Origin of the sequence: Micromonospora sp. NPDC048871 (assembly GCF_043198155.1) — a bacterium.
Taxonomy (GTDB): domain Bacteria; phylum Actinomycetota; class Actinomycetes; order Mycobacteriales; family Micromonosporaceae; genus Micromonospora.
The window spans coordinates 56,427-78,575 of record NZ_JBICUM010000016.1 but is presented as its reverse complement, the minus strand read 5'-3'; the positions used below and the strand labels follow the sequence as shown (position 1 = coordinate 78,575).

23 protein-coding genes, 1 tRNA gene, 1 other RNA gene and 1 pseudogene are annotated in these 22,149 nt (G+C 71.4%); 12 read left to right on the top strand and 14 right to left on the bottom strand.

Going from position 1 to position 22,149, the window contains the following annotated elements; genetic code table 11:
- Positions 1-576: 576 nt before the first annotated feature.
- Positions 577-992: RNase P RNA component class A (rnpB, locus tag ACGFIK_RS25455), an RNA gene on the bottom strand.
- Positions 993-1,188: 196 nt separating this feature from the next.
- Here rnpB and ACGFIK_RS25450 point away from each other — a divergent pair.
- Complete coding sequence (locus tag ACGFIK_RS25450; RefSeq protein WP_327024667.1) at positions 1,189-1,950, top strand: sulfite exporter TauE/SafE family protein; 762 nt, start codon at positions 1,189-1,191, stop codon at positions 1,948-1,950.
- A gap of 79 nt (positions 1,951-2,029) precedes the next feature.
- Here the strand turns inward: ACGFIK_RS25450 and ACGFIK_RS25445 are convergent, their stop codons facing one another.
- The 5 genes from ACGFIK_RS25445 to ACGFIK_RS25425 form a co-directional block, all read right to left on the bottom strand.
- The gene (locus ACGFIK_RS25445) at positions 2,030-3,223 is read right to left on the bottom strand and encodes a bifunctional RNase H/acid phosphatase (protein WP_393341659.1); all 1,194 of its coding nucleotides are present in this window, start codon (positions 3,221-3,223) and stop codon (positions 2,030-2,032) included.
- 3 nt (positions 3,224-3,226) lie between these two features.
- Positions 3,227-3,964: a zinc ribbon domain-containing protein gene (locus ACGFIK_RS25440; protein ID WP_393341657.1), complete on the bottom strand. Its 738-nt coding sequence runs from the start codon at positions 3,962-3,964 to the stop codon at positions 3,227-3,229.
- Positions 3,954-4,814 (bottom strand): Nif3-like dinuclear metal center hexameric protein, encoded by an 861-nt coding sequence (locus tag ACGFIK_RS25435; protein WP_393341673.1) that lies wholly within the window; start codon positions 4,812-4,814, stop codon positions 3,954-3,956. The genes ACGFIK_RS25440 and ACGFIK_RS25435 overlap by 11 nt, the downstream gene beginning before the upstream one ends.
- Before the next feature lie 163 nt (positions 4,815-4,977).
- Positions 4,978-5,550, bottom strand: coding sequence for a flavoprotein (locus tag ACGFIK_RS25430; protein WP_327024664.1), 573 nt, complete (start codon positions 5,548-5,550; stop codon positions 4,978-4,980).
- Between the two features lie 16 nt (positions 5,551-5,566).
- Positions 5,567-6,796 (bottom strand): helix-turn-helix domain-containing protein, encoded by a 1,230-nt coding sequence (locus tag ACGFIK_RS25425; protein WP_327024663.1) that lies wholly within the window; start codon positions 6,794-6,796, stop codon positions 5,567-5,569.
- 242 nt (positions 6,797-7,038) lie between these two features.
- Between ACGFIK_RS25425 and ACGFIK_RS25420 the strand changes: the two genes are divergently transcribed.
- From ACGFIK_RS25420 to ACGFIK_RS25410, 3 genes are all read left to right on the top strand, one after another.
- Entirely contained in the window at positions 7,039-7,710 is a 672-nt protein-coding gene (locus ACGFIK_RS25420; protein WP_393341670.1) for a bifunctional DNA primase/polymerase, read from the top strand.
- Between the two features lie 88 nt (positions 7,711-7,798).
- Positions 7,799-7,966 (top strand): hypothetical protein, encoded by a 168-nt coding sequence (locus tag ACGFIK_RS25415; RefSeq protein ID WP_327024662.1) that lies wholly within the window; start codon positions 7,799-7,801, stop codon positions 7,964-7,966.
- Positions 7,967-8,138: 172 nt separating this feature from the next.
- Positions 8,139-8,396, top strand: a complete 258-nt coding sequence (locus ACGFIK_RS25410; protein WP_327024661.1) for a DUF3040 domain-containing protein — start codon at positions 8,139-8,141, stop codon at positions 8,394-8,396.
- 20 nt (positions 8,397-8,416) lie between these two features.
- On the opposite strand, the gene ACGFIK_RS25405 is transcribed toward ACGFIK_RS25410, so the two are convergent.
- The gene (locus tag ACGFIK_RS25405) at positions 8,417-9,322 is read right to left on the bottom strand and encodes an SWIM zinc finger family protein (RefSeq protein ID WP_327024660.1); all 906 of its coding nucleotides are present in this window, start codon (positions 9,320-9,322) and stop codon (positions 8,417-8,419) included.
- Positions 9,319-12,012 (bottom strand): annotated as a pseudogene (locus ACGFIK_RS25400) (SNF2-related protein); the annotation flags it as partial. The pseudogene ACGFIK_RS25400 and the gene ACGFIK_RS25405, both read right to left, overlap by 4 nt.
- 715 nt (positions 12,013-12,727) lie before the next feature.
- On the opposite strand from ACGFIK_RS25400, the gene ACGFIK_RS25395 reads away from it, so the two are divergent.
- Entirely contained in the window at positions 12,728-13,717 is a 990-nt protein-coding gene (locus ACGFIK_RS25395) for a carbohydrate kinase family protein (RefSeq protein WP_393341654.1), read from the top strand.
- 305 nt (positions 13,718-14,022) lie between these two features.
- On the opposite strand, the gene ACGFIK_RS25390 is transcribed toward ACGFIK_RS25395, so the two are convergent.
- Complete coding sequence (locus ACGFIK_RS25390; RefSeq protein WP_357531392.1) at positions 14,023-14,544, bottom strand: DinB family protein; 522 nt, start codon at positions 14,542-14,544, stop codon at positions 14,023-14,025.
- Between the two features lie 97 nt (positions 14,545-14,641).
- Here ACGFIK_RS25390 and ACGFIK_RS25385 point away from each other — a divergent pair, with 97 nt between their 5' ends.
- A complete protein-coding gene (locus tag ACGFIK_RS25385) occupies positions 14,642-14,848 on the top strand; it encodes a hypothetical protein (protein WP_327024656.1) in 207 nt (68 codons plus the stop codon).
- Between the two features lie 37 nt (positions 14,849-14,885).
- On the opposite strand, the gene ACGFIK_RS25380 is transcribed toward ACGFIK_RS25385, so the two are convergent.
- Together ACGFIK_RS25380 and ACGFIK_RS25375 are read right to left on the bottom strand one after the other, a co-directional pair.
- Complete coding sequence (locus ACGFIK_RS25380; protein ID WP_327024655.1) at positions 14,886-16,031, bottom strand: polysaccharide pyruvyl transferase family protein; 1,146 nt, start codon at positions 16,029-16,031, stop codon at positions 14,886-14,888.
- A gap of 84 nt (positions 16,032-16,115) precedes the next feature.
- Positions 16,116-16,700, bottom strand: a complete 585-nt coding sequence (locus ACGFIK_RS25375) for a TetR family transcriptional regulator (protein WP_327024654.1) — start codon at positions 16,698-16,700, stop codon at positions 16,116-16,118.
- A gap of 77 nt (positions 16,701-16,777) precedes the next feature.
- On the opposite strand from ACGFIK_RS25375, the gene ACGFIK_RS25370 reads away from it, so the two are divergent.
- From ACGFIK_RS25370 to ACGFIK_RS25345, 6 genes are all read left to right on the top strand, one after another.
- Positions 16,778-17,344 (top strand): dihydrofolate reductase family protein, encoded by a 567-nt coding sequence (locus ACGFIK_RS25370; RefSeq protein WP_393341649.1) that lies wholly within the window; start codon positions 16,778-16,780, stop codon positions 17,342-17,344.
- A 163-nt stretch (positions 17,345-17,507) separates the two neighbouring features.
- On the top strand, positions 17,508-18,245 hold the full coding sequence (locus tag ACGFIK_RS25365; RefSeq protein ID WP_393341646.1) for a VOC family protein: 738 nt from the start codon (positions 17,508-17,510) through the stop codon (positions 18,243-18,245).
- A gap of 73 nt (positions 18,246-18,318) precedes the next feature.
- Positions 18,319-19,101 (top strand): methyltransferase domain-containing protein, encoded by a 783-nt coding sequence (locus ACGFIK_RS25360; protein WP_393341643.1) that lies wholly within the window; start codon positions 18,319-18,321, stop codon positions 19,099-19,101.
- 27 nt (positions 19,102-19,128) lie between these two features.
- Positions 19,129-19,641 (top strand): hypothetical protein, encoded by a 513-nt coding sequence (locus ACGFIK_RS25355; protein ID WP_393341641.1) that lies wholly within the window; start codon positions 19,129-19,131, stop codon positions 19,639-19,641.
- A 220-nt stretch (positions 19,642-19,861) separates the two neighbouring features.
- Entirely contained in the window at positions 19,862-20,422 is a 561-nt protein-coding gene (locus ACGFIK_RS25350) for a DinB family protein (protein ID WP_393341638.1), read from the top strand.
- A 129-nt stretch (positions 20,423-20,551) separates the two neighbouring features.
- Positions 20,552-20,989, top strand: a complete 438-nt coding sequence (locus ACGFIK_RS25345; protein WP_393341636.1) for a hypothetical protein — start codon at positions 20,552-20,554, stop codon at positions 20,987-20,989.
- 31 nt (positions 20,990-21,020) lie between these two features.
- Here the strand turns inward: ACGFIK_RS25345 and ACGFIK_RS25340 are convergent.
- The 3 genes from ACGFIK_RS25340 to ACGFIK_RS25330 form a co-directional block, all read right to left on the bottom strand.
- Positions 21,021-21,095, bottom strand: a tRNA-Val gene (locus ACGFIK_RS25340).
- An 87-nt stretch (positions 21,096-21,182) separates the two neighbouring features.
- Positions 21,183-21,647: a peroxiredoxin gene (locus ACGFIK_RS25335; protein ID WP_393341633.1), complete on the bottom strand. Its 465-nt coding sequence runs from the start codon at positions 21,645-21,647 to the stop codon at positions 21,183-21,185.
- A gap of 54 nt (positions 21,648-21,701) precedes the next feature.
- Positions 21,702-22,139 (bottom strand): DUF3052 domain-containing protein, encoded by a 438-nt coding sequence (locus ACGFIK_RS25330; RefSeq protein WP_327024649.1) that lies wholly within the window; start codon positions 22,137-22,139, stop codon positions 21,702-21,704.
- Positions 22,140-22,149 lie beyond the last annotated feature (10 nt).

The window sequence follows — 22,149 nt, the reverse complement described above, 5'->3', positions numbered from 1 at the left end:
CATCAGTCGGCTCATGCAGGGATCGACGAAGTTGCTCCCTCAGTGATCGGAATGATTGCCGATTTGCTCTGTTCTGGATCAAGGCACCGCGCTCCGCGCGGTGCGGGGCGGCAAGCCCGGCCGGCGGCAAGCCGCCCCGGCCGCCTACGGCGCCGGGGCGGTGAGCCACCGACAGCCGCCGGGACACCGCCCCACCACACACCAGGAACGAGCCCCAGCGAGGCCGTGACGGAAGCCAACGGGGTCGGCCTGGTCGCGTGGTTAGGGCTTCCGGCTGCCGCGCCAGTCCAACCCCGGGACTGGCTTGCCACCGGGCGCGGCACCAGCTCCACCGCCAGGACGTGCCCGACCCGCTCCCCACGGTTGCTCGCCGTCAACGAGGACCAGGCCGCCACCGAGCCCACCAGACCGGCCGCCGCAGACGAGATCAACTGATGCACCCCCTGGGCCGTCTCTGGGCCGTCTGGGCCGTCGGTGGGCCGTCGAACGCCACCCAATGTTGACCATGAACGACCATCGACACCCGGAAATAGAACCAGCTCAGAGCCTTGATCGCGGCTCTGAGCTGGTGGGCGACGGACGAGTCGACCTGTACGCCGGATTCTGTGCGCGACGCGTACCCCTGAGGGGTTTGCGCCGGCGGCGGCCATCCATCTCGGCCTGCCGTTGCCGACAGGCTCGTGCGGCCTACCCGCAGACATCGGGCGGGCAGCCCTCAAGCGTCTGCGCGGGTCGTCATCTTGCGGTGACGGCCCTTTCTTGGCCTTGCTCCGGGTGGGGTTTACCGAGCCACCCCGGTCACCCGGGGTGCTGGTGGGCTCTTACCCCACCGTTTCACCCTTACCGTCCCCGATGGGGTCGGCGGTCTGTTTTCTGTGGCACTGTCCCGCGGGTCGCCCCGGGTTGCCGTTAGCAACCACCCTGCCCTGTGGAGTCCGGACGTTCCTCGGCGGCGAGCTGCTGCCCGCCGACGCGACCGCCCGGTCGACTCGTCCGTCGCGTACTCATCCTAACGACGTGTCAGCCCACCCGATTTCCGCCCTGCACCACCGCTGGGCGCGCAACTTCGGGGATGTTGTGGCCTCCAGACCCGCTGGACCCGACAACTTCCCCGAAGTTGCGCGGCCCCTGACCGCCCGGCGCGGGCGGGCTGCGGGGCGGGGTAGGGGTGGTACTAGCCTCGGGATCATGGAGTTTGCCGACGCCGCGTTGTTGCTCGGGGCCGGGCTGGCCGCCGGTACGGTCAACGCGGTGGCCGGGGGTGGTTCGCTGATCACCTTCCCGGCGCTGCTGGCGGTGGGGTTGCCGCCGGTGCCGGCGAATGTCACCAACTCGGTGTCGGTGTTCCCGGGGTACGGGGCCGCGGTGGCGGGCAGTTGGATGGATCTGCCCCGGGGGCGGCTGCTGGCCAGCCTGGTGCCGACCACGATTCTCGGCGCGCTGGCGGGTGCGGGGCTGTTGCTGGTCACCCCGGCGCGGGCCTTCGAGGTGGTCGTACCGTTTCTGGTGCTCGGGGCTACCGCGGTGCTGGCGTTTCAGGATCCGCTTCGGCGGCTGGTGGGGCATCCAAGTCATCTGTCGCCGCGGCGGCGGGGTCTGATGATCCAGGTCGTGGTGGCGCTGGCCTCGGTGTACGGCGGCTATTTCGGCGCGGCCGTCGGGGTGATGCTGGTCGCCGCGCTGGCCCTGGTGCTGGACGCTTCCATGGCCCGGGTGAGCGCGATCAAGAACCTGCTCTCGGCGATCATCGGCCTGACCGGGGTGGCGGTGTTCACGCTCGCCGGGCCGGTGAACTGGGTGGGGGTGGCGCTGCTGGCGCCGGCCACCCTGGTCGGCGGGTACGCGGGTGCCCGGCTGGTCCGTCGGCTGCCGTCGGGGCTACTGAAGGCGATCATCGTGGTCTTCGGCACCACGATCGGGCTGTACCTGCTGTGGCGGTCGTTCCGCTGACCGGCGCTCGCGCCCCCGAAGGGCTGAGTGTTAGGAAGGGTCCCCTGTACAACGCCAGGCGTTAACAAGGTGCCCTTCCTTACTCCAACGAGGCCAGGTGGGCGGTGTCGTTGACGGTGCGGACGGCGATTCCGCCGTCCGGCCAGCGGTCCAGCACGGAGATGCCGGCGGCGTCCAGGTAGAGCCGGTGCAGGAAGGTGTCGCTGGCGGCCAGGGCGTCGCGCAGCATCAGCTTGATCGGCGAGACGTGCGAGACCACCACCACGGTCTGACCGGGGTACGCCGAGGTCAGGCGCTCGGTCACCCGGGCACAGCGTTCGGCCACCTCGGCGAAGGATTCGCCGTCCGGCGGGGCGATGCGGGTGGAGGACAGCCAGGCGTCCAACTCGCCCGCCCATTGTTCGCGTGCCTCGGCGAAGGTGCGCCCCTCCCAGGCACCGAAGTCGCACTCGATCAGGTCCTCGTCGGGGCGTACCGGCAGGTCGCCGAGGGCGGCGGCGATCGCGGTGGCGGTCGTCGTACACCTGGACAGGGGTGAGCTGACCACGGCGGCGGTGTCCGGGGCCAGGGCGGCGACCCGGGCGGCGGTGGCCCGCACCTGGGCCTGGCCCTTGGCCGACAGGGCGACATCGCCGCGCCCGGAGTAGCGGCCCTGTTCGGTGTACTCGGTCTCGCCGTGCCGGACCAGGATCAGCCGGGTGGCGGTGAAGCTGGGCCGTGGCTCCCAGGAGACCGGCGCGGTGGTCAGGTCGGCACCGGGGGCCTCGGCGGCGTCGCCACCGGCGGGCTGGGCACCGCCGAGTTTCCGGGGCGGCTCGACCAGGCGGGGCGGCGCGACGGAGGGTACGGCTACCCCGGAGGTCGCGGCGGCGTCCATGGCGGCGTTGGCCAGGGCGTCGGCGTGGGCGTTGCGGTCCCGGGGGATCCAGGTGAAGCGGACCGTGCCGATGCGGCCGACCAGTTGGGCGGCCTGGGCGGCGAGGGGACGCAGCCCGGGATGCTTGATCTGCCAGCGGCCGGACATCTGCTCGACCACCAGCTTGGAGTCCATCCGGACCTCGACCTCGGTGGCCCCCAGCTCGACCGCGGCGGTCAGACCGGCGAGCAGGCCCTGGTATTCGGCGACGTTGTTGGTGGCGGTGCCGATGGCGGCACTGCGCTCGGCCAGCACCTCGCCGGTGGCCGGGTCGCGCAGCACCGCGCCGTACCCGGCCGGGCCCGGGTTGCCCCGGGCGCCGCCGTCGGCCTCGACCAGGACGGTACGCGGTGCCACCGGCTACAGCCCGGACTCGTTGGTGCGGACCATGATCCGTCGGCAGTCCTCGCAGCGGACCACCTCGTCCGGGTCGGTCTTGCGGATGCGGGCCAGGTCGGCACCGGAGATGTCCAGCCGACAGCCACCGCAGCGGCCCGCGTAGAGCAGGGCGGCGCCTTGCCCGGTGTCGGTGCGGATCCGGTCGTAGAGCTGCACCAGGTCGGCGGGGAGGTCGTTGGCCAGCGGCTGGCGGGCGGAGCGCTTGAACTCCTCCTCCCGGCTGATCTCGGCTAGGCTCTCGTCGCGTCGCTGCTCGGTGGCGGCCCGCCGCTCGCGGACCTCGGCCAGTCGCTGCTCCACCCCGTCCAGCACGGCCTGGGCGGTCTCGCGCTGCTCCATCAGCTCCAGTTCGGCGTCCTCCAGGTCGCCCTGCCGACGGTTCAGCGAGGCCAGTTCGTGTTGCAGGGCCTCCAGCTCACGGGCCGGGCCGCTGCCGGCGGCCAGCCGGTCCTCGTTCTTGGCCTTACGCGCCCGTACCTGGTCGACGTCCTTCTCCATCCGGGCGATGTCCCGGTCCAGGTCGTCGACCGCCACCTGGGCGCGGACCCGCTCGTCCTCCAGGGCGGACAGCTCGCGGGCCAGGGCCTCCAGCTCGGCCCGCTCCGGCAGCGACCGCCGCCGGTGGGCGAGCTGGGCCAGGGCGGTGTCGATGGCCTGGAGGTCGAGCAGGCGGCGCTGGACCTGGGGGTCAGCCTTCACGATCGGGCTCCTTGTCTACGGGTTCGGCCACTGCGGGTCCGCCCGCTGAGGGTGGGGCTGCGTGTACGGTCCACGGGCTGGTGTCCAGGTCGGACACCAGGGTCTGCACCCCCGGGGTGCTCCGCAGCAGCGCGGCCAGGTCGTCCAGCCAGGGTCGCTCGGTCGCCCAGTGGGTGGCGTCGAGCAACGCCGGCCCCTCGGCGGCTAGGTGCTCGCCGGCCGGGTGGTGGCGCAGGTCGGCGGTGAGGTAGGCGTCCACGCCGGCTGCGGTCGCGTCGGCCAGGAAGCTGTCCCCGGATCCACCGCACACCGCGAGGGTACGCACGACACGGTCCGGGGCTCCGGCGGCGCGTACCCCGACGGCGGTGGGGGGTAGCACGGCGGCGGCGTGCCGGGCCAGCTCGGCCAGGCTCATCGGTTGGGGTAGCCGGCCGATGCGGCCCGCCCCTCGGCCCGCACCGGCGGCCGGGGTGCCGGGGCGGGCCGGTTGCAGGGGACGCAGGTCGGTGAGCCCCAGCCGGTGGGCCAGGGCGTCGGAGACGCCGGGGACGGCCACGTCGGCGTTGGTGTGCGCCACGTACAGGGCGACATCGGCCTTGATCAGTTGGTGGATGATCCGGCCCTTGTACGTCGTCGGGGCCACCGAGGAGACGCCGCGCAGCAGCAGCGGATGGTGAGCGACGATCATGTCGACCTCGGCGGCCAGGGCTTCGGCGACCGTTTCGGGGACCACGTCGACAACGCAGAGGATCCGGCGTACGGGGGCGCTCGGCTCGCCGAGGACCAGGCCGACCCGGTCCCACTCCTCGGCCCAGCTCGGCGGGTAGCGCCGCTCCAGCTCGGCCACCACCTCGGCGACGGTCGGCACGGCTGCGGTTGGGCTCACGACGGGCCAGCTTACCGGCGTCGGTGGCGGGACGGGACCTCACCCGGCCGAGGCCGGACCGGCCGGTGGCGAGGTGTTAATAGGGGCCCCTTGTACTACCGGAGGCGTTAACAAGGGGCCCTTCCTTTCACGCGGAGTGGATCAGGTGGTCGTGGAGGGCGGTGAGGGCGAGCGGCCAGGGAAAGGCGTGTTGGTGCCGTTCCCCGGTGCCGGGTGGGTGCAGCGGGATGACCTCCTCGCCGAAGATCACCCGTACCCCCCATTCGGTCAGGCGGTCGAGGGCCGCCCGGAAGGCGGGGTGGGCGGCCATCGCGGCGTTGGTGTACGGCACGGCGACCAGGGGTACGCCCAGACCCTGGGCCTCGACCAGCAGGCCGAGGGCCAGGGTGTCGGCGATGCCGGCCGCCCACTTGTTCACCGTGTTGACCGTGGCCGGGCAGACGACGATGGCGTCGGCCGAGGGCAACACGTCCGGATCACCCGGGTTCTTGTAGTGCGTACGCACCGGATGGCCGGTCTGTCGGGCCAACGCGGCGCGGTCGACGAACTTGGCGCCGTCCGGCGTGGTGACCACGCAGACGTCCCAGCCGTCCTGCTGGGCCAGCTCGACGAGCCGACCCACGTCTCGGGCCAACGGCGAACCGCAGGCGATGATGTACAGCACCTCACGGTGCCCGTCATGGCGGTGCGAACCGGTCATCAGACCGGCCCCGAAGTCATACTCCTACTCCCATGTGCTCAGCCAACTCTGCGATCAAGGAAGGCGGCGCACCCCGTGTGCGACGCAGCACGTTCGACATGACCTCATGGGCGATCGGCCGGCACCGGATCTCGGAGGGCGCCAGCCGGTCACCGCGCAGCAGCATCTCCCCGGCGTTGGCCAGGTCACCGATCTGGGCGTAGCCCCGGGCCAGGTCCAGCAGGTGATGGGCCCGGCGTTCCGGCAGCAGGGCGTCGAAGGCCGGGGTCTGGAGCTTCGCCAGATGCAGCTCGACCGCCTGACCCCCGTCGCCCAGCTCCACGGCGGCGGCCGCCCGGTGCAGGATGACATTGGTGGGACCGAAGGAGGTCCAGTAGTGGTTCTGGTCACCGCCGAGTTCCCGGGCCGCCTCCTCGGCGCCCCGGAGCAGGTCCTCGACGGTGGCGGAGTCACCGATGCGGGCGGCGGCCATGGCCCCCTGGAGCAGCAGCATCCCGTAGACCGAGAGCCGTTGCGGGCTGGCGTCGTTCTGCCCGCCGGGAGCCAGTTGGTTGGCGATCCGGACGTTCAGTTCCAGCGCGGGACGAGGGCGCCCCAGGGAGGCCAGGGCGTTGCACACCCGGGTGGTGGCGACCCCCGCGAGCAGCAGGTCGTCGGCCCGCTGGGCGACCGCGATGGACCGGTCCGCGGCCAGCCAGGCCAGGTCGCACTCCCCCAGCTTGCGTAGCACCGAGGAGGCGATCTGGTAGACCTGCGCGAGCAGATCGGCGGCCCGTTGCGCCTGATCACCGCCGTAGGCGGCGTCGGCCGCCTGGGCGTCGCGCACCAGCTTGGGCAGGGCCCGGATCAGCAGGCCGTAGCGGCCGTACTGGTAGGTCAGCCAGGCGTGGGTGACCGCCTTGCCCAGGTCCGCCAGGGTGGGCGGACAGGGTACGGCGTCGAAGTACGCGCTGACCGCGTCGTACCGCTCCAGGGCCGCCCGGATCTCCTCCACCTCGAACGGCTCGATGCAGTGCAGGGTCTCGTTGCGCCGTTCCGGGTCCTTGCCGAGCAGCAGTTGCACGTCCATCTGAAGGATGTCGGCGATCTCGTGGAGGACGGAGAACTTGTCGAGCCGACGCACCCCGCGTTCGATCTTGTCGACCCAGCTCTTCGACTTGCCCAACCGGTCGGCGAAGACCTGCTGCGACATTCGTCGTCGCCCTCTCCAGTAGGCCACCCGCCGCCCGATGGGTAGTTCGTCCATCTCCCCAGTCCTTCCTAGATGGAGCCTCGGCCGATCGCCGTAGGCCGTTTCGCGGGCGTGGTGAGCCGTCCGTCTTCAGGTTTCCGCTGGTCGCACTGGTTGTACGTCATCCGTACGGCCAGTCCTCATAGCTTTCGTGCAAGTTGCACCAGCCACTCGTCAGGCCAACGATCGTCAACGATGACAGTGACGGTGCTCTACATGACAGTTGCCGGCCGGTCCGGCGAGGGGAGATGGCACCAATGTGGGGGAACGTCGGACCTCGGGTGGCACATCTGTCGCCGTTGGAACGGGTACGACTGCGCCGGGTTGCGGTGCGGTACGCGATGCACGGCTGGGAGGTGACCCCGGGTGCCTGCCTGGCGCGCAGCCGCTTCGTCTGCGGACGGGCCGGCTGCCCGACGGTCGGCTGCCATCCGGCCCTGGAGAACTGGGAGCACGCCGCGAGCGCCGATCCGGCCCGGGTGGCGAACTGGTGGCGGGCCCGGCCGCACAGCGTACTGCTGCCCACCGGGCACTCCTTCGACGTGCTGGAGGTCTCCGCCGACCTGGGCCGCCGCGTCCTGGAAGCGGTCCGCGCCCATCCCGCCGGTCCGGGCGTACGCGGACCGGTGCTGATCACCCCGACCGGACGGTGGATGTTCCTGGTCCGCCCGGGGGACCCCCTGCGCCCCGAGTTGGAACACTGTCTACAGGTGGTACGACACGGTCCCGGCTCCTGGATCGCCGCACCCCCCACCCGACTGCCCGAGGGGCCGGTCCGCTGGGTGGTGGCCCCGGAACAGGCCCGCTGGCAACTGCCCGACTCCTACCTGGTGCAGAACACCCTGATCGGTGCCCTGCGGGCCACCGGGGTCACCCTGGTGCCGGCGCTGGTGCCCGGCCATCTGCCGCTGCCCCGCCGGGGCCGATGACCGGTCGCCTTCCCGGACAGCGACGCCACCCGTACGCCGGTCGTTGAACACCACGACGGCGCGTCAGTGCCGGGAGCGGGGATCGGCGATGTCCACGGACGACACCACACACCACCCGAACGGTGCCGAGCCGCCACGGCGGCACCGACCCGGCCGACGGTGGGCCGCCACCCGCCCGCCGGGGGCCCGACCCGGCTCACCCAGACCCCTCGGCACCCGCCCCGCTACCACCCACCGGCCGATGCGCTGGCTGTGACCGGCCCCGGGACCTCCTGCCCTTTCCGGCTGCAACGGGGGCAAACCGGACGACCAGGCCGACTGCGGGCGGCCCTGAGCTGCCGGGGAAAGTAGCAGCAGGAGAAGCGCGTGAGCCGTGACCCCAGTGGGTATTCCGCCTCGCCGTTGCTGAACGCGTGAGGGGAAGGCACATGCTCAGCAAAGAGGATCAGCGCAGGTTCGATCAGATCACCCGCAATCTGCGGGAGAGTGACCCGGCGTTCTTCGCCCGGCTGGACAATCGGGCCCGGGGACGACGTGGGCGGTGGCTGCTGCTGTTGACCATCCTGCTGTGGGCGGCGCTGCCGGCTACCACCGTGGCCTTCGGCCGACTGACCGGGGCCATCTTCGCTGCGGTGCTGCTGACCAATGCGGCACTCATGTGGCGATTCCGTCGACGCTGGCTCTGAACACCGCTCGACCGGATCGCTCACTCACCAAGCTGGCGGTACGCCTGACGCAGCCGCTCCAGCAGGCCCGGTCCACCGATCGCCGGTGCGGGTGCACCGAGCTGCCGCAACAACAGATCCGGACGGCTCGCCAAACTGGGCGGGCGATCCGGCAGGGGCACCGGCGGCAGCCAGAACCGGTCAAGGGTCTCCGTCAGGGGCGCTACCGGCAGGTCGGCAAGGGCTGGCACCGCCCCGGCCGCCGGACGACCCACACCGGACTCGGCGGCTGGTGGGCGGGTGGGGTCCGGCTCGGTGGCTGGTGGGCGGGTGAGGTCCGGCTCGGTGTTGAGGCTGCGCAGCGCGCGGAGCCGGTCGAGCAGGTCCTGGCGGCTGCGGCCGCGCCAGTGCAGCAGGGCGAAGGGATCGGCGTCGAAGGCCTCGGCCAGCAGGTAGAAGGTGGCCGCCAGGTGTTTGCAGGGGACCGCCCCGTCCGGGCAGGAGCAGCGTTGCTCCAGCTCGGTCACGGCGGCCGGGAACAGGGGCGCACCGGCGGCGGTGAACAGCTCCTCCAACTCGGCTGGCAGATCACCGGCCAGCAGCCGGGCGCTGAAGAACGCCTGCGCGGCCAGTTGGGCCTCGATCCGCTGCCACATGGGGTCCGGAAACGGCGGCAGGGCGATGTGGACCTGGTACGGCCGGGGTCGGGAGCCCTGCACCGACGCGCTCACCATGCCGGGGGCGACGTCTAGGCGTACCACCTGGCCGGCGCGGGCGTAGGCGCGGCCCCGGGTCAGCCGGGTGCCGAGGGCGAAGGACTCCAGCACCTCCAGGAACCGCCGCGACCACCAGGACACCCCGATGGCGCCCCGGGCGCTGCGGGCCCGCAGCCCGCCCTCGACCCGGCGGGGCCGCCCGTAGTCGGCGAACCGGCCGGTCGGGCTCACTGCGCCACCGCCCCGGCCTCCAGCTGGAACAACTCGCGCAGTTGGCCGCTGGAGAGTTCGGTGATCCACTGTTCGCCGCTGCCGACCACGGAGGCGGCCAGCCCGCGTTTGTCCGCGATCAGGGCGGCTACCTTCTCCTCCACCGTCCCGGCGCAGACGAACTTGCGGACCTGCACCCGGCGGCGTTGACCGATCCGGAAGGCCCGGTCGGTGGCCTGGTCCTCCACGGCCGGGTTCCACCAGCGGTCGACATGCACGACATGGTTGGCGGCGGTCAGGGTCAGCCCGGTGCCACCGGCCTTGAGGGAGAGCACGAACAGGGCCGGGCCGTCGTCGGACTGGAACCGGGTCACCATCTCGTCCCGGTCGGCCTTGCCGAGGCCGCCGTGCAGGAACAGCACCTCCCGGCCGAAGCGGGCCGACAGGTGGCCGCGCAGCATCCCGCCGAACTCCGCGTACTGGGTGAACATCAGGCCCTTCTCCCCCGCCGCGAGGACCTCGTCGAGGATCTCCTCCAGCCGGGCCAGCTTGCCGGACCGCCCGTCCAACGCCGAACCGTCGCGCAGCAACTGGGCGGGATGGTTGCAGACCTGCTTGAGCCGGGTCATCGTGGCCAGCACCAGGCCACGTCGCTCGATGCCCTCACTGGCCTCGATCCGGGCCATCATGTCGTCGACCACCACCTGGTAGAGCGCCGCCTGCTCGGCGGTCAGGTTGCAGACGACCTCCATCTCCAGCTTCTCCGGCAGATCCGAGATGATCGACGAGTCGGTCTTGAGTCGGCGCAGCACGAACGGGCCGGTGATCCGGCGCAGCCGCTCGGCGGTCTCGGTGTCGCCGTGCCGCTCGATCGGCTCGGCGAAGCGCTTCCGGAAGGTCGCCGCCGGGCCGAGCAGTCCCGGGTTGGCGAACTGCATGATGGACCACAGATCGGCCAGCCGGTTCTCCACCGGGGTACCGGTCACCGCGATCCGGTGCCGGGCGGGCAGCGTACGGACCGCCTCGGCCTGCCGGGTGGCGGCGTTCTTCACCGCCTGCGCCTCGTCGAGCACCACCCGGTGCCAGTCGATCCCGGCCAGGTCCGCCGCGTCCCGGGCCGCCGTCGGATAGGTGGTGAGCACCAGATCCGCAGCCCGCACGGCGTCGCCGAACTCGGCGCCCCGGGCCCGCTGCGCGCCGTGGTGCACATGCACCCGCAGCTGCGGGGTGAACCGGGCCGCCTCCCGCTGCCAGTTGCCGACCAGCGACATCGGACACACCAGCAGGGTCGGCCCGGCCTGCGGCGGGTCGGCCGCGAACAGCGCCAACAGCTGCACCGTCTTACCCAGGCCCATGTCGTCGGCGAGCACCCCGCCCAGGCCGAGCGACTGGAGGAAGGTCAACCACGAAAGACCCCGACGTTGGTACGGCCGCAGGGTGCCGGCGAACGAGGGCGGCTCGGTCAGCGGGGCCAGCCGCTGCTCCACCGACCCGGCCAGCAGATCCCCCAACGCCCCGTCGGCGCTGACCTCCAGCACCGGCAGGGCATCCGGCTGTTCGGCGTCGGCCAGCCCCAGCCGGAGCAGGTCGGCGACGGTCAACTCGCCGGTGGAACGCAACAGCCGCAGACCGGCGGCGAGCCGCTTGGGGTCCAGTTCCACCCAGCGCCCCCGCAGCCGTACCAGCGGGGTCTTCAGCTCGGCCAGGTGGGCCAACTCCTCCGCGGTCAGCGGCTGATCGCCCAGGGCGATCTCCCACCGGTAGTCGACCAGGGCCGTCAACCCGACCCGCTCACCGGCGCCGGTCACCGTGCCCGGGGCGGTACGGGAACTGGCCCGCAGCCGAGCCCCGAGCCGTGCCGAGGGCCGCCGCCACCACGAGGGCAGCAGCACGGTGAACCCGGCCGCGTGCAGCATCGGGGCACCCTCGCGCAGGAACCGGTGGGCCCCTTCGGCGTCCAACTCCAACGCCTGCGGGGTGGCCGTCCGCAGCGCCGCATCCACCTGCGGCCACAGCCGGCTGGCCCGACCCAACTCGGCCAGCAGGGTCTCCTGCGGGCTGTCCACCATGGGCATGGCCGCACCCCGCCAGATCTGGGCGGCGTCGACATGGGTGCCCGAGTCGTCGGCCGCGCGGAGCCCGAACTCCACCCGCCAGGTCTCCTCGGTCGCCACGATTGCGTTCGGGTCGGCCGGTCCGTTCATCTCCTCGTCGGCCGGTTCGACCAGCCGGAAGCTGGCCCGTACCGCCCCACCGGCCGCGTCCCGCTGCCAGGTCTCCAACTCGTCGCACAGGACCTGCAATCCCGCCGGTTCGGCGGTGAACTCACGCTGGGGGCCGGTGAGCGCGCCGAGCCAGGCCGTCACCGCCCCCTCACGGCGGGCCCCCCGGGTCAGGGTGGTCTGCGGCAGCGCCGCCCGCACCGCCGCGTCGGTGAGCGCATCGAGCGCATCCCCCACCAGCAGCCCCGGCCCCGGATCCCCCTGCCGGGACCCCACCCGCCCGCTGGCCCCGGCCTCCCCCGCAGGCACGCCTGCCTGCGTCACGGGCGGGCTCGGTTGGGCTGGCAGTCCGGGTGGCTCCGCCGCGAGCGGCATGGTGGGCAGGTCCACCTCGATCACCGCGCGGGCGGCCGGTGGTAGGGCCAGCACCAGCGCCCGGGCCCAGGCGGCGTCCGTGCCGGTGAGCAGGGGTCGCCACAGCGCCCGGGCCTCGCCCTCGGTGCCCCGACCAGCGGTGGCGGGGCATGCGGAGGCCGCACCCCGAGACCCTGGACCGGAAGGGGTGCGAGCCGCCCGGCCAGGGGCCGCCGTGCGGGTGGCCGCAGGAACCCTCGGGTCAGGGAGGAGGGTCAGGCCGGGCAGGACCCGGCCCCGGGTGGCCAGGTCGGCGGCGAAGGTGGCCAACTCCGCCAGGTGCCGCAGGGTCGCACCGGGTACGGCAGCCAACTCGTCGAGGGCACGCAGCAAGGGCAGGGCCGCGTCCGGGGCGTACGCCAGGATGGGCACCCGCCACCCGGCGAGAGTGACCGGGCCGCGGGCCGGTTCCACGACGGTGGTCCGGACCAGTTCCGGGGAGTCGACCGGCGAGCCGGATCGGGTGGGCAGGCGCAGCAGCGCGGTACCGAGATCGGTCGGCTCGGCGACCTCCCCGGACACGGCTACCAGGGTGGGATGAGCGGCGGCGAAGGGGTGCGGACGCTCCCGGGGGGCTCTACCGGGGCGTCGGGGGGCACGCGGCGCCAAGGTGCTGTCCTCGCCCCAGACGGCGAGCCCTCGGCCCGGCAACCACATCCCGTGGACGACCAGCACCCACACTCCCCCTCGCTGAAAGGAAGGGCCCCTTCTTAACGCCTCCGGTAGAGCAGGGGACCCCGCTTAACACCTGGGTCAGGATAGGCGGAGCCGGCCGACTACCGTCGACGCCATGTACGACCTACTGGTGCTCGGTGGCCTCGGGGTGGACATACGGGTCCGGGTGCCCGCCCTGCCCCTGCCGGTGGTCGACTCCCTCACCGTCGAACCGATCGACCTGCGGATCGGCAACACCGGCGCCGGGGTGGCGCTGGCCGCGCACGCCCTGGGGTTGCGGGTGGCGGTGATCGACACCCTCGGCGCGGACCCGGCCGGTGAGGTGGTGCGGGCCGCCCTGTCCCGTACCGAGGTGCAGACCGTGCTGGCCGAGGCGCCCGGCGGCACCCGCCGCTCGGTCAACCTGGTCGATCCCGGCGGGCGGCGAATGTCGCTGTACGACCCTCGCCCCTCCGAGGAGACCGCACCCTTCGCGATGGCCCAGGTGGCGGAGTTGATCCGGCAGTCCCGGCACGTCCACCTGTCGATCATGAATTGGGTACGGGACCTGCTGCCCGACCTCGGCGTCCTGCTGGGCGAGGACGGACGCAGCTCCACCGACCTGCACGACTGGGACGGGCACAACCCGTACCATCGTCCCTTCGCCGAGGTCGCCGAGTTGGTGCTGGTCAGCGGGGTAGCCCTGGGCGACCGGACAACCGCACTCCCCGCCGCCTTGAGCCCTTCCGCGCCGGCGGTACCCGTCCCGGCGGGCGGCCCGGCTAGGACGCAACCTGTCACGGCGGGCGGCCCGGCGGTGGCGGTGCCCGGCAGGGCGGGCGATTCCGCGACGGCGGTGGCGGGGCGGCCGGTGCTGGTGACCTGGGGGGCCGACGGCGCGGATCTGCACCTCGACGGCGACATCACCCGGATCCCAGCGGCCACGCCACCCGGTCCCGTGGTGGACACCAACGGCGCCGGTGACGCCTTCGCGGCCGGCGTCATCGCCGCCCGCCTACGCGGCGCGACCTGGGCGGAGGCCGCCGGGTACGCGGCCCGGGTCGCCGCCGCAGCCTGCACCCATGACGGCATGGAGTACCCGCCCGGTCTCCTCCCCCCTCCCTGACCCCCGCAGCCCGCCCCTGCCCCCCACACTGTGGTTGCGGGCTCGCCCCTCACCCCGTGCCCCGTGCCCCCTGGCCACGCCGTTGCCGCGAGCGGGATTGCATGATCGCGCTCGATCCGGGATCGAGTGCCTATCCGCGCTTACAAGGCCACTTGAACCTACATCGAGCGCGATCATGAACTGCCTACCGGCGCGACCCGGTCCCGATGGCGCGACAGCGAACACGGGCCTGCCGGCGTGCCAGCGGCCACGTCCGATGGGCTGTCTGCGGGGCACGCCGGTGAAGACGTCCAAGGGCACGTCCGTCAGAGTGCGCCGGTGGCGCCGTCGGTGAGTTCCCGGAGGATGTCGGCGTGCCCGACGTGTCGGGCGGTCTCCTCGATCAGGTGCACCAGAATCCAGCGCACCGACACCTCGCCGAGCTGCGGATGTGGCACGACATGATCGAGGTCGTAGCGCGCCACGATCTCCCGGGACCGCGCACAGACCTGTTGGTAGTCGGCGGCCAGGCGCTCCACGGTGTCGTCCTCGGCGAGGGTGAAGCTGGCCAGCGCGGACTCCTCGGTGGTCGGGAAGGTCTCCCCCGGGGAGGGTTCCAGCAGGATGTGGAACCAGTTGTACTCGATCTCGGCCAGGTGTTTGACCAGCCCGGCGAGGGTGGTCGCCGAGGGCAGCAGCCGGCGGGCCGCGTCAGCGTCGGCAAGCCCCTGGACCTTGCGCAGCAGGACCGCCCGGTGGAAATCCAGGAAGGATTCGAGGATCTCCCGTTCCCCGGCGGTCCGGTTCACCACGGGGCCGAGGGTCGGGTCGATCGGGATCTCCGTCATGTCGACACGCTATCCCCGGCCTCGGCCGGCCAACGAGCGAGCCGTGCGCCGAGGTGTATCCGCTGCGGCGAGGCGGCGTACGGGGCAGGATGGGCGCATGGCAGCAACGGTTGAGATCCCACTGGTGGGCGGTTCGGCAGACGGCCAGCACGTCACCGTCGAGTTGGATCCGAACAACCGGCCCCCGTTGACCCACCATCACCTGGGGTCGGGCGGCCTGGCCGAGGCGGACATCTACGAGCTCGAAATGGTCGATGCCGAGGCCGGGCAGTGGTGTTACCGCTGGCGCGGCCCGGCCGTCTGACCACGCCCCCGTCAGGAGCGGCCCACGCGAGGGCGGCTCAGGCGTCGACCTTGACCAGGGAGCGGTGGCGCAGGCTGTCCAGCACCGCCCGGGTCACCTGAGAGGTACCCCGGGCCTCGTCGCAGACCCGGGCCACCCGCTGGGCGGTGGTCTCGGCGCGCTGTTCACGTTCGTCCCACAGTTGGTCGACCTCGGCCAGCAGCGGGCCCTCCACCTCCCGCTCCACCCCGCGCAGGGCCGGCACCCCCAGTCGCTGGGCCAGGTCGAAGACCTTGCCGGCGTACGGCAGGGGGAGGAACGGCGTACCCATCGTCGCGGCGAAGATCAGGAAGTGCAGCCGCATCCCGACCGCCAGGTCCAGATGGCGCATCAGGCCGACCACCTGCTGCGGGCTGTAGGTGCCGTGCAGGATCCGGCCCCGCTCGGCGGCGATCATGTGCGACAGCACCCCGTGGGAGTGCCGGATGTCGTCGCGTTCCATCGGCACGAACAACACGTGCGCGTCGATGCGGTGCACCAGAAAGTCACCGATCTGGGCGAGCAGGCGGTGGTAGCCGTCCACGTCCAGTCGTTCCGCGGCCCGGCCCGGCTCCCGCACACTCATCCCGACCAGCCGCTTGCCGGCCGGTACCCCTTCCTCGCGCAGCAGTTCCGCCGGGAACTCCTCCGGTTGCAGCAGGAACGCCGGGTCGGCGGTGACGGTGATCGGGTTGAGCAGCCCGGCCTCTTCCAGCACCATCCGCGATTCCTGGTCGCGTACGGTCACCTGGGTGGCCCCGGCCAGGGTCTCGCGCACCATGCCGGTGTCCACGATGTCGCTCAGGGGCCCGACCCCCACCGCGTAGGTCAGCACCGGCAATCCTCGTTCCTGCGCTACCCGGACGACCCGCAGGTACCGGCGGGCCTCCTTGTCGTAGAGGATCCCGCCACCGCCGAGAATGAGCAGGTCTAGCTGGGACAGTACGAGGGCGGAGTCGGTGCGGCTGACCCCTTCCCAGGGCACGGCCTCCACATAGGGGTGGGCGACCTTGGTGTGTGCGGGATCGCGCGAGAAGACGATGATCCGAGCGTTGGGCTCCTGCTGACGCAGGTCGGTCAGCAGGCCGGTGAGGATGGCCTCGTCGCCGAGGTTGCGGCCGCCGTATGAGCCGAGCACGCCGATGGTCAGTCCGCCACGCGTCATCCGTCGCTCCTCCCCAGGTGCGTCGGATCGAGGTTTCCCCGCTGCACCGCCGAACAGTCATCGCCTCCGGCCGGGGTGGCTGGTTCAGCCTCCGGGCGGGACTCCCCCGGCCAGGCGGGACACCAGGGCGGCGACGACCTCATCCGGGTCGAATCCGGTGTCGATCGAGGTGGTGAGCAGGTCGAGCAGGAGCCCGTCCACGGCGTAGCGCAGCAGGGCCACCTCGAACGCGCCGCCGGGCAGGCCGGCCGCCAGGTGGTACGCGACGTCGGCGCGGTAGCCCCGGCGCAGGGTGTCGCCGAGGATGCGGGCCAGGTCGGGGCGGCGGACCGACTCCAGGCGTAGTTCGATCAGGGCACGGGTGAGTTCCGGATGCCGGGTGGTCCGCTCGACGATGTACCGGACATAGTCCGCTAGCAGGGCCGAGGAGGGCGGGCGGGCGGCCAGTTCGGCCACGACGGTGTCGTCCGGGGCGAACCGCTCGAAGATCCGCTCCCCGAGGGCCCCGAGCAGGGCGTCCCGGGAGCGGAAGTAGTTGACGGCGGTGCCGGTCGGCACCCCCGCCTCGGCATCCACGGCCCGGTGGGTCAGCCCTCGGGCCCCGTGCGCGGCCAGCACCCGCAGCCCGGCGTCCGCCAGGGCCGCCCGCCGCTCCAGGTTGCGTGCCACCGGAAAACCCTAACAGCAACCACAACATCTGTTGTACGTTGACACAACCACAACATCCGTAGTGATTGGAGTACCCCTTGCGCAAGCTCGTCTACTACGTGGCCAGCACCATCGACGGTTTCATCGCCGCCCCCGACGGGTCGTACGACTTCTTCGACCTGCAGCCCGACCCGGCAGGCCCCCTGGTGAAGCGGTGGCCGCAGACCTTCCCGACCTTCGCTCACCAGCAGCTCGGCATCGACCGCCCGCAGGGCCGGTTCGACACGGTCCTGATGGGCCGGGCCACCTACGAGCCCGCCCTGCGCCTCGGCGTCACCAGCCCGTACGCCCACCTCAAGCAGTACGTCTTCGCCCGCTCGCTACCTCCCTCCGACGACCCGGCGGTGGAGATCGTCTCCGGCGATCCGGTGACCTTCGTCCGCGACCTCAAGGGCCGTCCCGGCGCCGACATCTGGCTCTGCGGCGGGGGCCAGCTCGCCGGTCAACTCGTCTCCGAAGTGGACGAATGGCTGGTCAAGGTCAACCCCGTCGTCGCCGGCAGCGGCATCCCCCTGGTCGACCACCCCTTCACGCCACAACACCTGACCCTGGTGGACACCACCCCCGCCGGTCGCGGCGTCGTCCTCCTGCACTACACCCGATGACCGCCGCCCTCGCCCTCGCCCTCGCCTCGCCCGCCCGGCAACTTCCGGGATGTTGCTGCCCGACCCGGGTGCCGAGGCAGCAACATCCCGGAAGTTGCCACCACGACAGACCCGGTGCGCGGTGGGGGTGCTCTTGTCGGTGGTGGGAACTAGCATCGGGGGCATGGCGACTCGGTTGGTGCAGATCAATATGAAGGCTCTGGACGACGAGGCGCTGGGCCACTTCTGGGCGCAGGTGCTCGGGTGGGGAATCTCCAGCGAGGGGCCGAGGGTGACCAACCTCGAACCGGAGGACCTGAACTACCCCGACCCCGCTGCCGTCTGCATCGACCTCGTCGCCTACCCGGACGACCCCAAGACGGTGAAGAACCGCGTGCATGTCGACCTCGCCACCACCTCGGCGGCCCATCATGCGGAACTGATCGCCCGACTGACGGAACTCGGGGCGTCCCCCGCCGACATCGGCCAGGGCGACGTGCCGTGGACGGTCATGGCCGACCCGGAGGGCAACGAGTTCTGCGTGCTGGACTGGCGCACCTCGCCCCGGGACACCGGACCGATCGCGGCGATAGTGGCCGACTGCACAGACCCCCGAGCCATGGTCGACTTCTGGGGCAACGCCATGGACTGGACCGTGCACGAGGTCACCGACGACCACGCGGTGCTGCGCTCCGCCAAGGGCGTCGGCCCCTACCTGCGGTTTGTCCGTACCCCCGACGTGAAGACGGGGTGGAATCGCGTCCACCTCGACGTCCGCCCGTACCCCGGTGACGACCTGGCGGCCGAGGCGGCCAGGCTTCAGGCGCTCGGTGCCACCGCCATCGACCTGGACGGCGATGTCCCCTGGAAGGTCCTCGCCGACCCGGAGGGCAACGAGTTCTGCATGCTCTCCCCCCGCTGACCCCGCCCCTCCGGTGCCCCACGGTCGAGCATGGCGCGGCCGGCGGCGGCGCTACCGCAATAGGCTGCCGATCGTGCACGGGTTCACCGACGTCGACTGCCAGCCGGACCCGGCCTCGTGGGTCGGGGTACTCGACCGTCTCGCCGAGGAGCCCTTCTACCGGGCGTACCAGCAGCGGCTCCGCGAGCTGCTCCATCCGACTCCCGGCCGTCGCTACCTCGAAGTCGGCGCCGGGACCGGAGCAAGCGCAGCCCACCTGCGAGAGGCACACGATGTCAGCGTGGCAACCGTGGATCGTTCGTTGACCATGGCTGCTGCCATGCGGGCCCGGGGCCTCACCCGGTGCGCCGTCGCGGACGCCCATCACCTGCCCTTTCGCACCGACTCTTTCGACGGGGCATGGGCCGATCGCACCGTGCAACATCTCGCCGATCCCCGGGCCGCGATCACCGACCTCGTCAGGGTCGTACGACCGGGTGGTCGCATCGTCCTGGCCGACCCCGACTACGACACCCAGGTGCTCGACATCGCCGATCAGGATCTGGCCCGGCGCGTGCTGAGGTTCCGGGCCGATGTCCTCCTCCGCAACGGCACCCTGGCACACCAACACGCCGGCCTGCTCGCCGCACACGGCCTGGTCGACATCACCGTCGAACCCCGAACGCTTGTCGTCAGAGACCCGACCGCCGTCGACAACGTCCTCGGCCTGCGCAGCTGGGCCGCCACAGCAGCGCAACGCGGCGCCCTCGACCCCAGCGAAGCCCGCACCTTCGAAGACCAGTTCGACGAGGCCGTCAACTCGCACCGGTTCACCTACGCGGTCACCTTCTTCCTCACCGCCGCCACCGTCTGCTGATGGCCAGGACGGGCCACAATTGCTGTCATGGCTTCGCCGGCCGCGTCCTCCGCTCCCGACGGCACAGCCGGCCCTGGCGGCGCTTCTCCGCCCGCCGCACCGATCCCACCGGCACCCGAGCGGGCCTTCACCGACAGATGGCGGCGGCTCTGGCGACGCCAGCCGGACATGAGCCACCTGCCCGTTGACCTGGACCATGCGATCGGTCTCGGCCTGCCGGCTCTCGTCATCGGGGCGATCTCCGGCACGGCCCTCATCCTGTTGATTCCCTCGACCCCGCTGCTGGTCGTGCTCATCGCGATCCTGCCGCCCTACCTTGAACTGCACGTCGCGGGCGTACGGCATCGGTGGTGGGCCCTCGGGGCCGGCACAGCGGCCGGGGTGTCTGCCGACCTGGGCATCAACGCACTGCTCCAAGCCGGCATCGGGGCGCAGTGGGCGACACTGATCGGCCTGCTGGTCGGAAGCGCGGTCGGCATCCTGGCACACGCGGCAGTGACTCACCTGCCGACGCGAAGAGGGCGACGACTCGGCCGGTGACAGCCACCCGGCCCACGCTGGATCGAGCGGTGTGAGCAGTCGATCTGCACCATCGGTGAAGATCGACTCCGTTACGCCGTAATGGCGGTTTCCGGCTCGCCTGGATTCCGCCGTTTCGCCGTAACGGTGAGGGCGCCCCCGGCCGCCTACATCGGGTACGGATCGGGCACGCGGCAGACGATGGCCCCAGCCAGGTTCCCGTTGTACGTAGGGTGCGGAAGTGACAAGAAGCGAGCAGCTCTCGGAGCAGTTGGACTGGTACTGGCACAAGAACCTACGGCCACGGCTGGAGGGTCTCACCGACGAGGAGTACTTCTGGGAGCCGGTGCCCGGCTGCTGGAGTATCCGCCCACGGAGCACGTCGGCCGCACCGTTGTCCGAAGGTACGGGGCAATGGACGATGGACCACGTGTCCCCTGGCCCGGTGCCGGCACCGGTGACCACGATTGCCTGGCGGCTGGCGCACATCATCGTCTCGTGCCTGGGCTATCGGGTCGGATGGTACTTCGGCGGCCAGGACGTCGACTCCGAGACATTCGCCTACGCGGGGACCGCCGACGAGGCGCTGAAACAACTCGATGAGATGTACGAAAGATGGAACGCGGGAGTCCGCGGCCTCTCGGACGCCGACCTGGACAATCCACCCACGGTGGGTCCCGAACGGTTCCCCATGGCGAACCGAATCCTGCACGTCAACAGGGAGCTGATTCATCACGGTGCCGAGATCGCCCTGCTGCGCGACCTCTACCGCTGGCAGGAAACAGCCGTACCGCGGCCGTAACCGCCGTTGCTGTCTCGACGCGCGACGAACCGTCAACGACCTCGTCGCCATTCTCCGGACGGCGAGTCCTGACCTGTGATGGGCATGTGGGCGGGTATGCAGTCGTTGCGGGGAGGCAACAATACGCGGATGAGCGAGCACATCGAGTTCTTCAGGGCGCCCAACGACGAGGAGGCCAGGGCTGCCCACGCCCGAGGTCCGAAGCGAGGCGTGAAGACCGTGTCCGGCTCCTTCTTCGATGCCGACGACGCGATCGTGACCTGGGAGAACCTGTTGACCGGCCGCCTGCGCGAGCCTGAGGCGAGGGTCGACGACCCGCGCATGGTGGCGGAATGGGTCAACGACGGCAGCGCGGTGTTCGCATTGTCGGACGAGTTGGTGGCTCGCCTCGTCCAGGCAGACTTGCCCCGCTTACGGAACGTTGCAGAGGCATGGCAAGCCGAGCGGCTCCGCGACGGGGAGGACCTCGACGCAGATGTCGCGCTCGGCATTCTGGTCGGCGTGGCGGGGCTGGCTCGCGAGGCCGTTCAATCGGATGGCGGCGTCTACTGCTGGGTGGCCGGTTGATCTCCGGGCCGTTGTTGGTGCTGGTGGCTGATGGTGGGCGCGGCAGGTTTCGAACCTGCGACCCCTCGCTTGTAAGGCGAGTGCTCTCCCACTGAGCTACGCGCCCGGAAACGCCGTACGGCGGACCGGCGGTTGGCAGCTTACCCTGCCGCGCACCGGCCCTGCCGGACGGTCGCACCCGTTGGGAATCGGGTCAGGCGGTGGCCTCCGCCAGAGCCTTGCGCCAGCCCTGCTGGTCGCGCGGCTCGCCCGGCATGTTCATCTCGGCGAAGCGGACGACACCGGCCTTGTCGATGACGAAGGTGCCCCGGTTGGCGATACCGGCGGTGTCGTTGAAGACCCCGTACGCCTGCGCGACCGCGCCGTGCGGCCAGAAGTCGGCCAGCAGCGGGAACTGGTAGCCCTCCCGGTCCGCCCAGACCTTGTGGGCGTAGACCGAGTCGACGCTCACGGTCAGCACCTGGACGTCGTCGCTGACGTACTCGTTGAGGTTGTCCCGCACCTCGCACAGCTCGCCCTGGCACACGCCGGTGAAGGCCAGCGGGTAGAAGACCAGCAGGACCGTACGCTGACCCCGGTAGTCCGAGAGCCGGACTTCCTGGTTGTTCTGGTCCTTGAGGACGAAGTCGGGCGCCTCGGCGCCAACCTCGATGGGCATGTGAACTCCTTGGATCGAGTCTAGAGGCAACAGCCTGTCACGTTCTGCGGCAGACTACTTCTTGCCCTTTGCGCCGCGACGCAGAACGAGACGGGCACCGCTCCAGTCCTTGCCGGCGTTGACCGTCGAGGTCTGCTGAAGGCCGGCGGTGGGAGCGGACTCGGCGATCTCGCTCGGCTCGACGTGGCCGTCGCGGCCGGCCTTGGGCGTCAGCAGCCACACGACCCCGTTGTCGGCCAGTGGGCCGAGGGCGTCGACGAGAAGCTCGAACAGGTCACCGTCACCGTCGCGGTACCACACGAGCACCGCGTCGACCACTTCATCGGTGTCCTCGTCGACCAGCTCTCCACAACGGTCGGTCAGGGCGTCCCGGAGATCTGAGTCGACGTCGTCGTCGTAGCCCATCTCCATGACGACCATGCCCGGTTCGATGCCGAACCGGTCCGCCAGGCTGCGTACCCCGTCGGCAGCCTGACCAGCGGTCGCGCTCACTGTCGCGTGC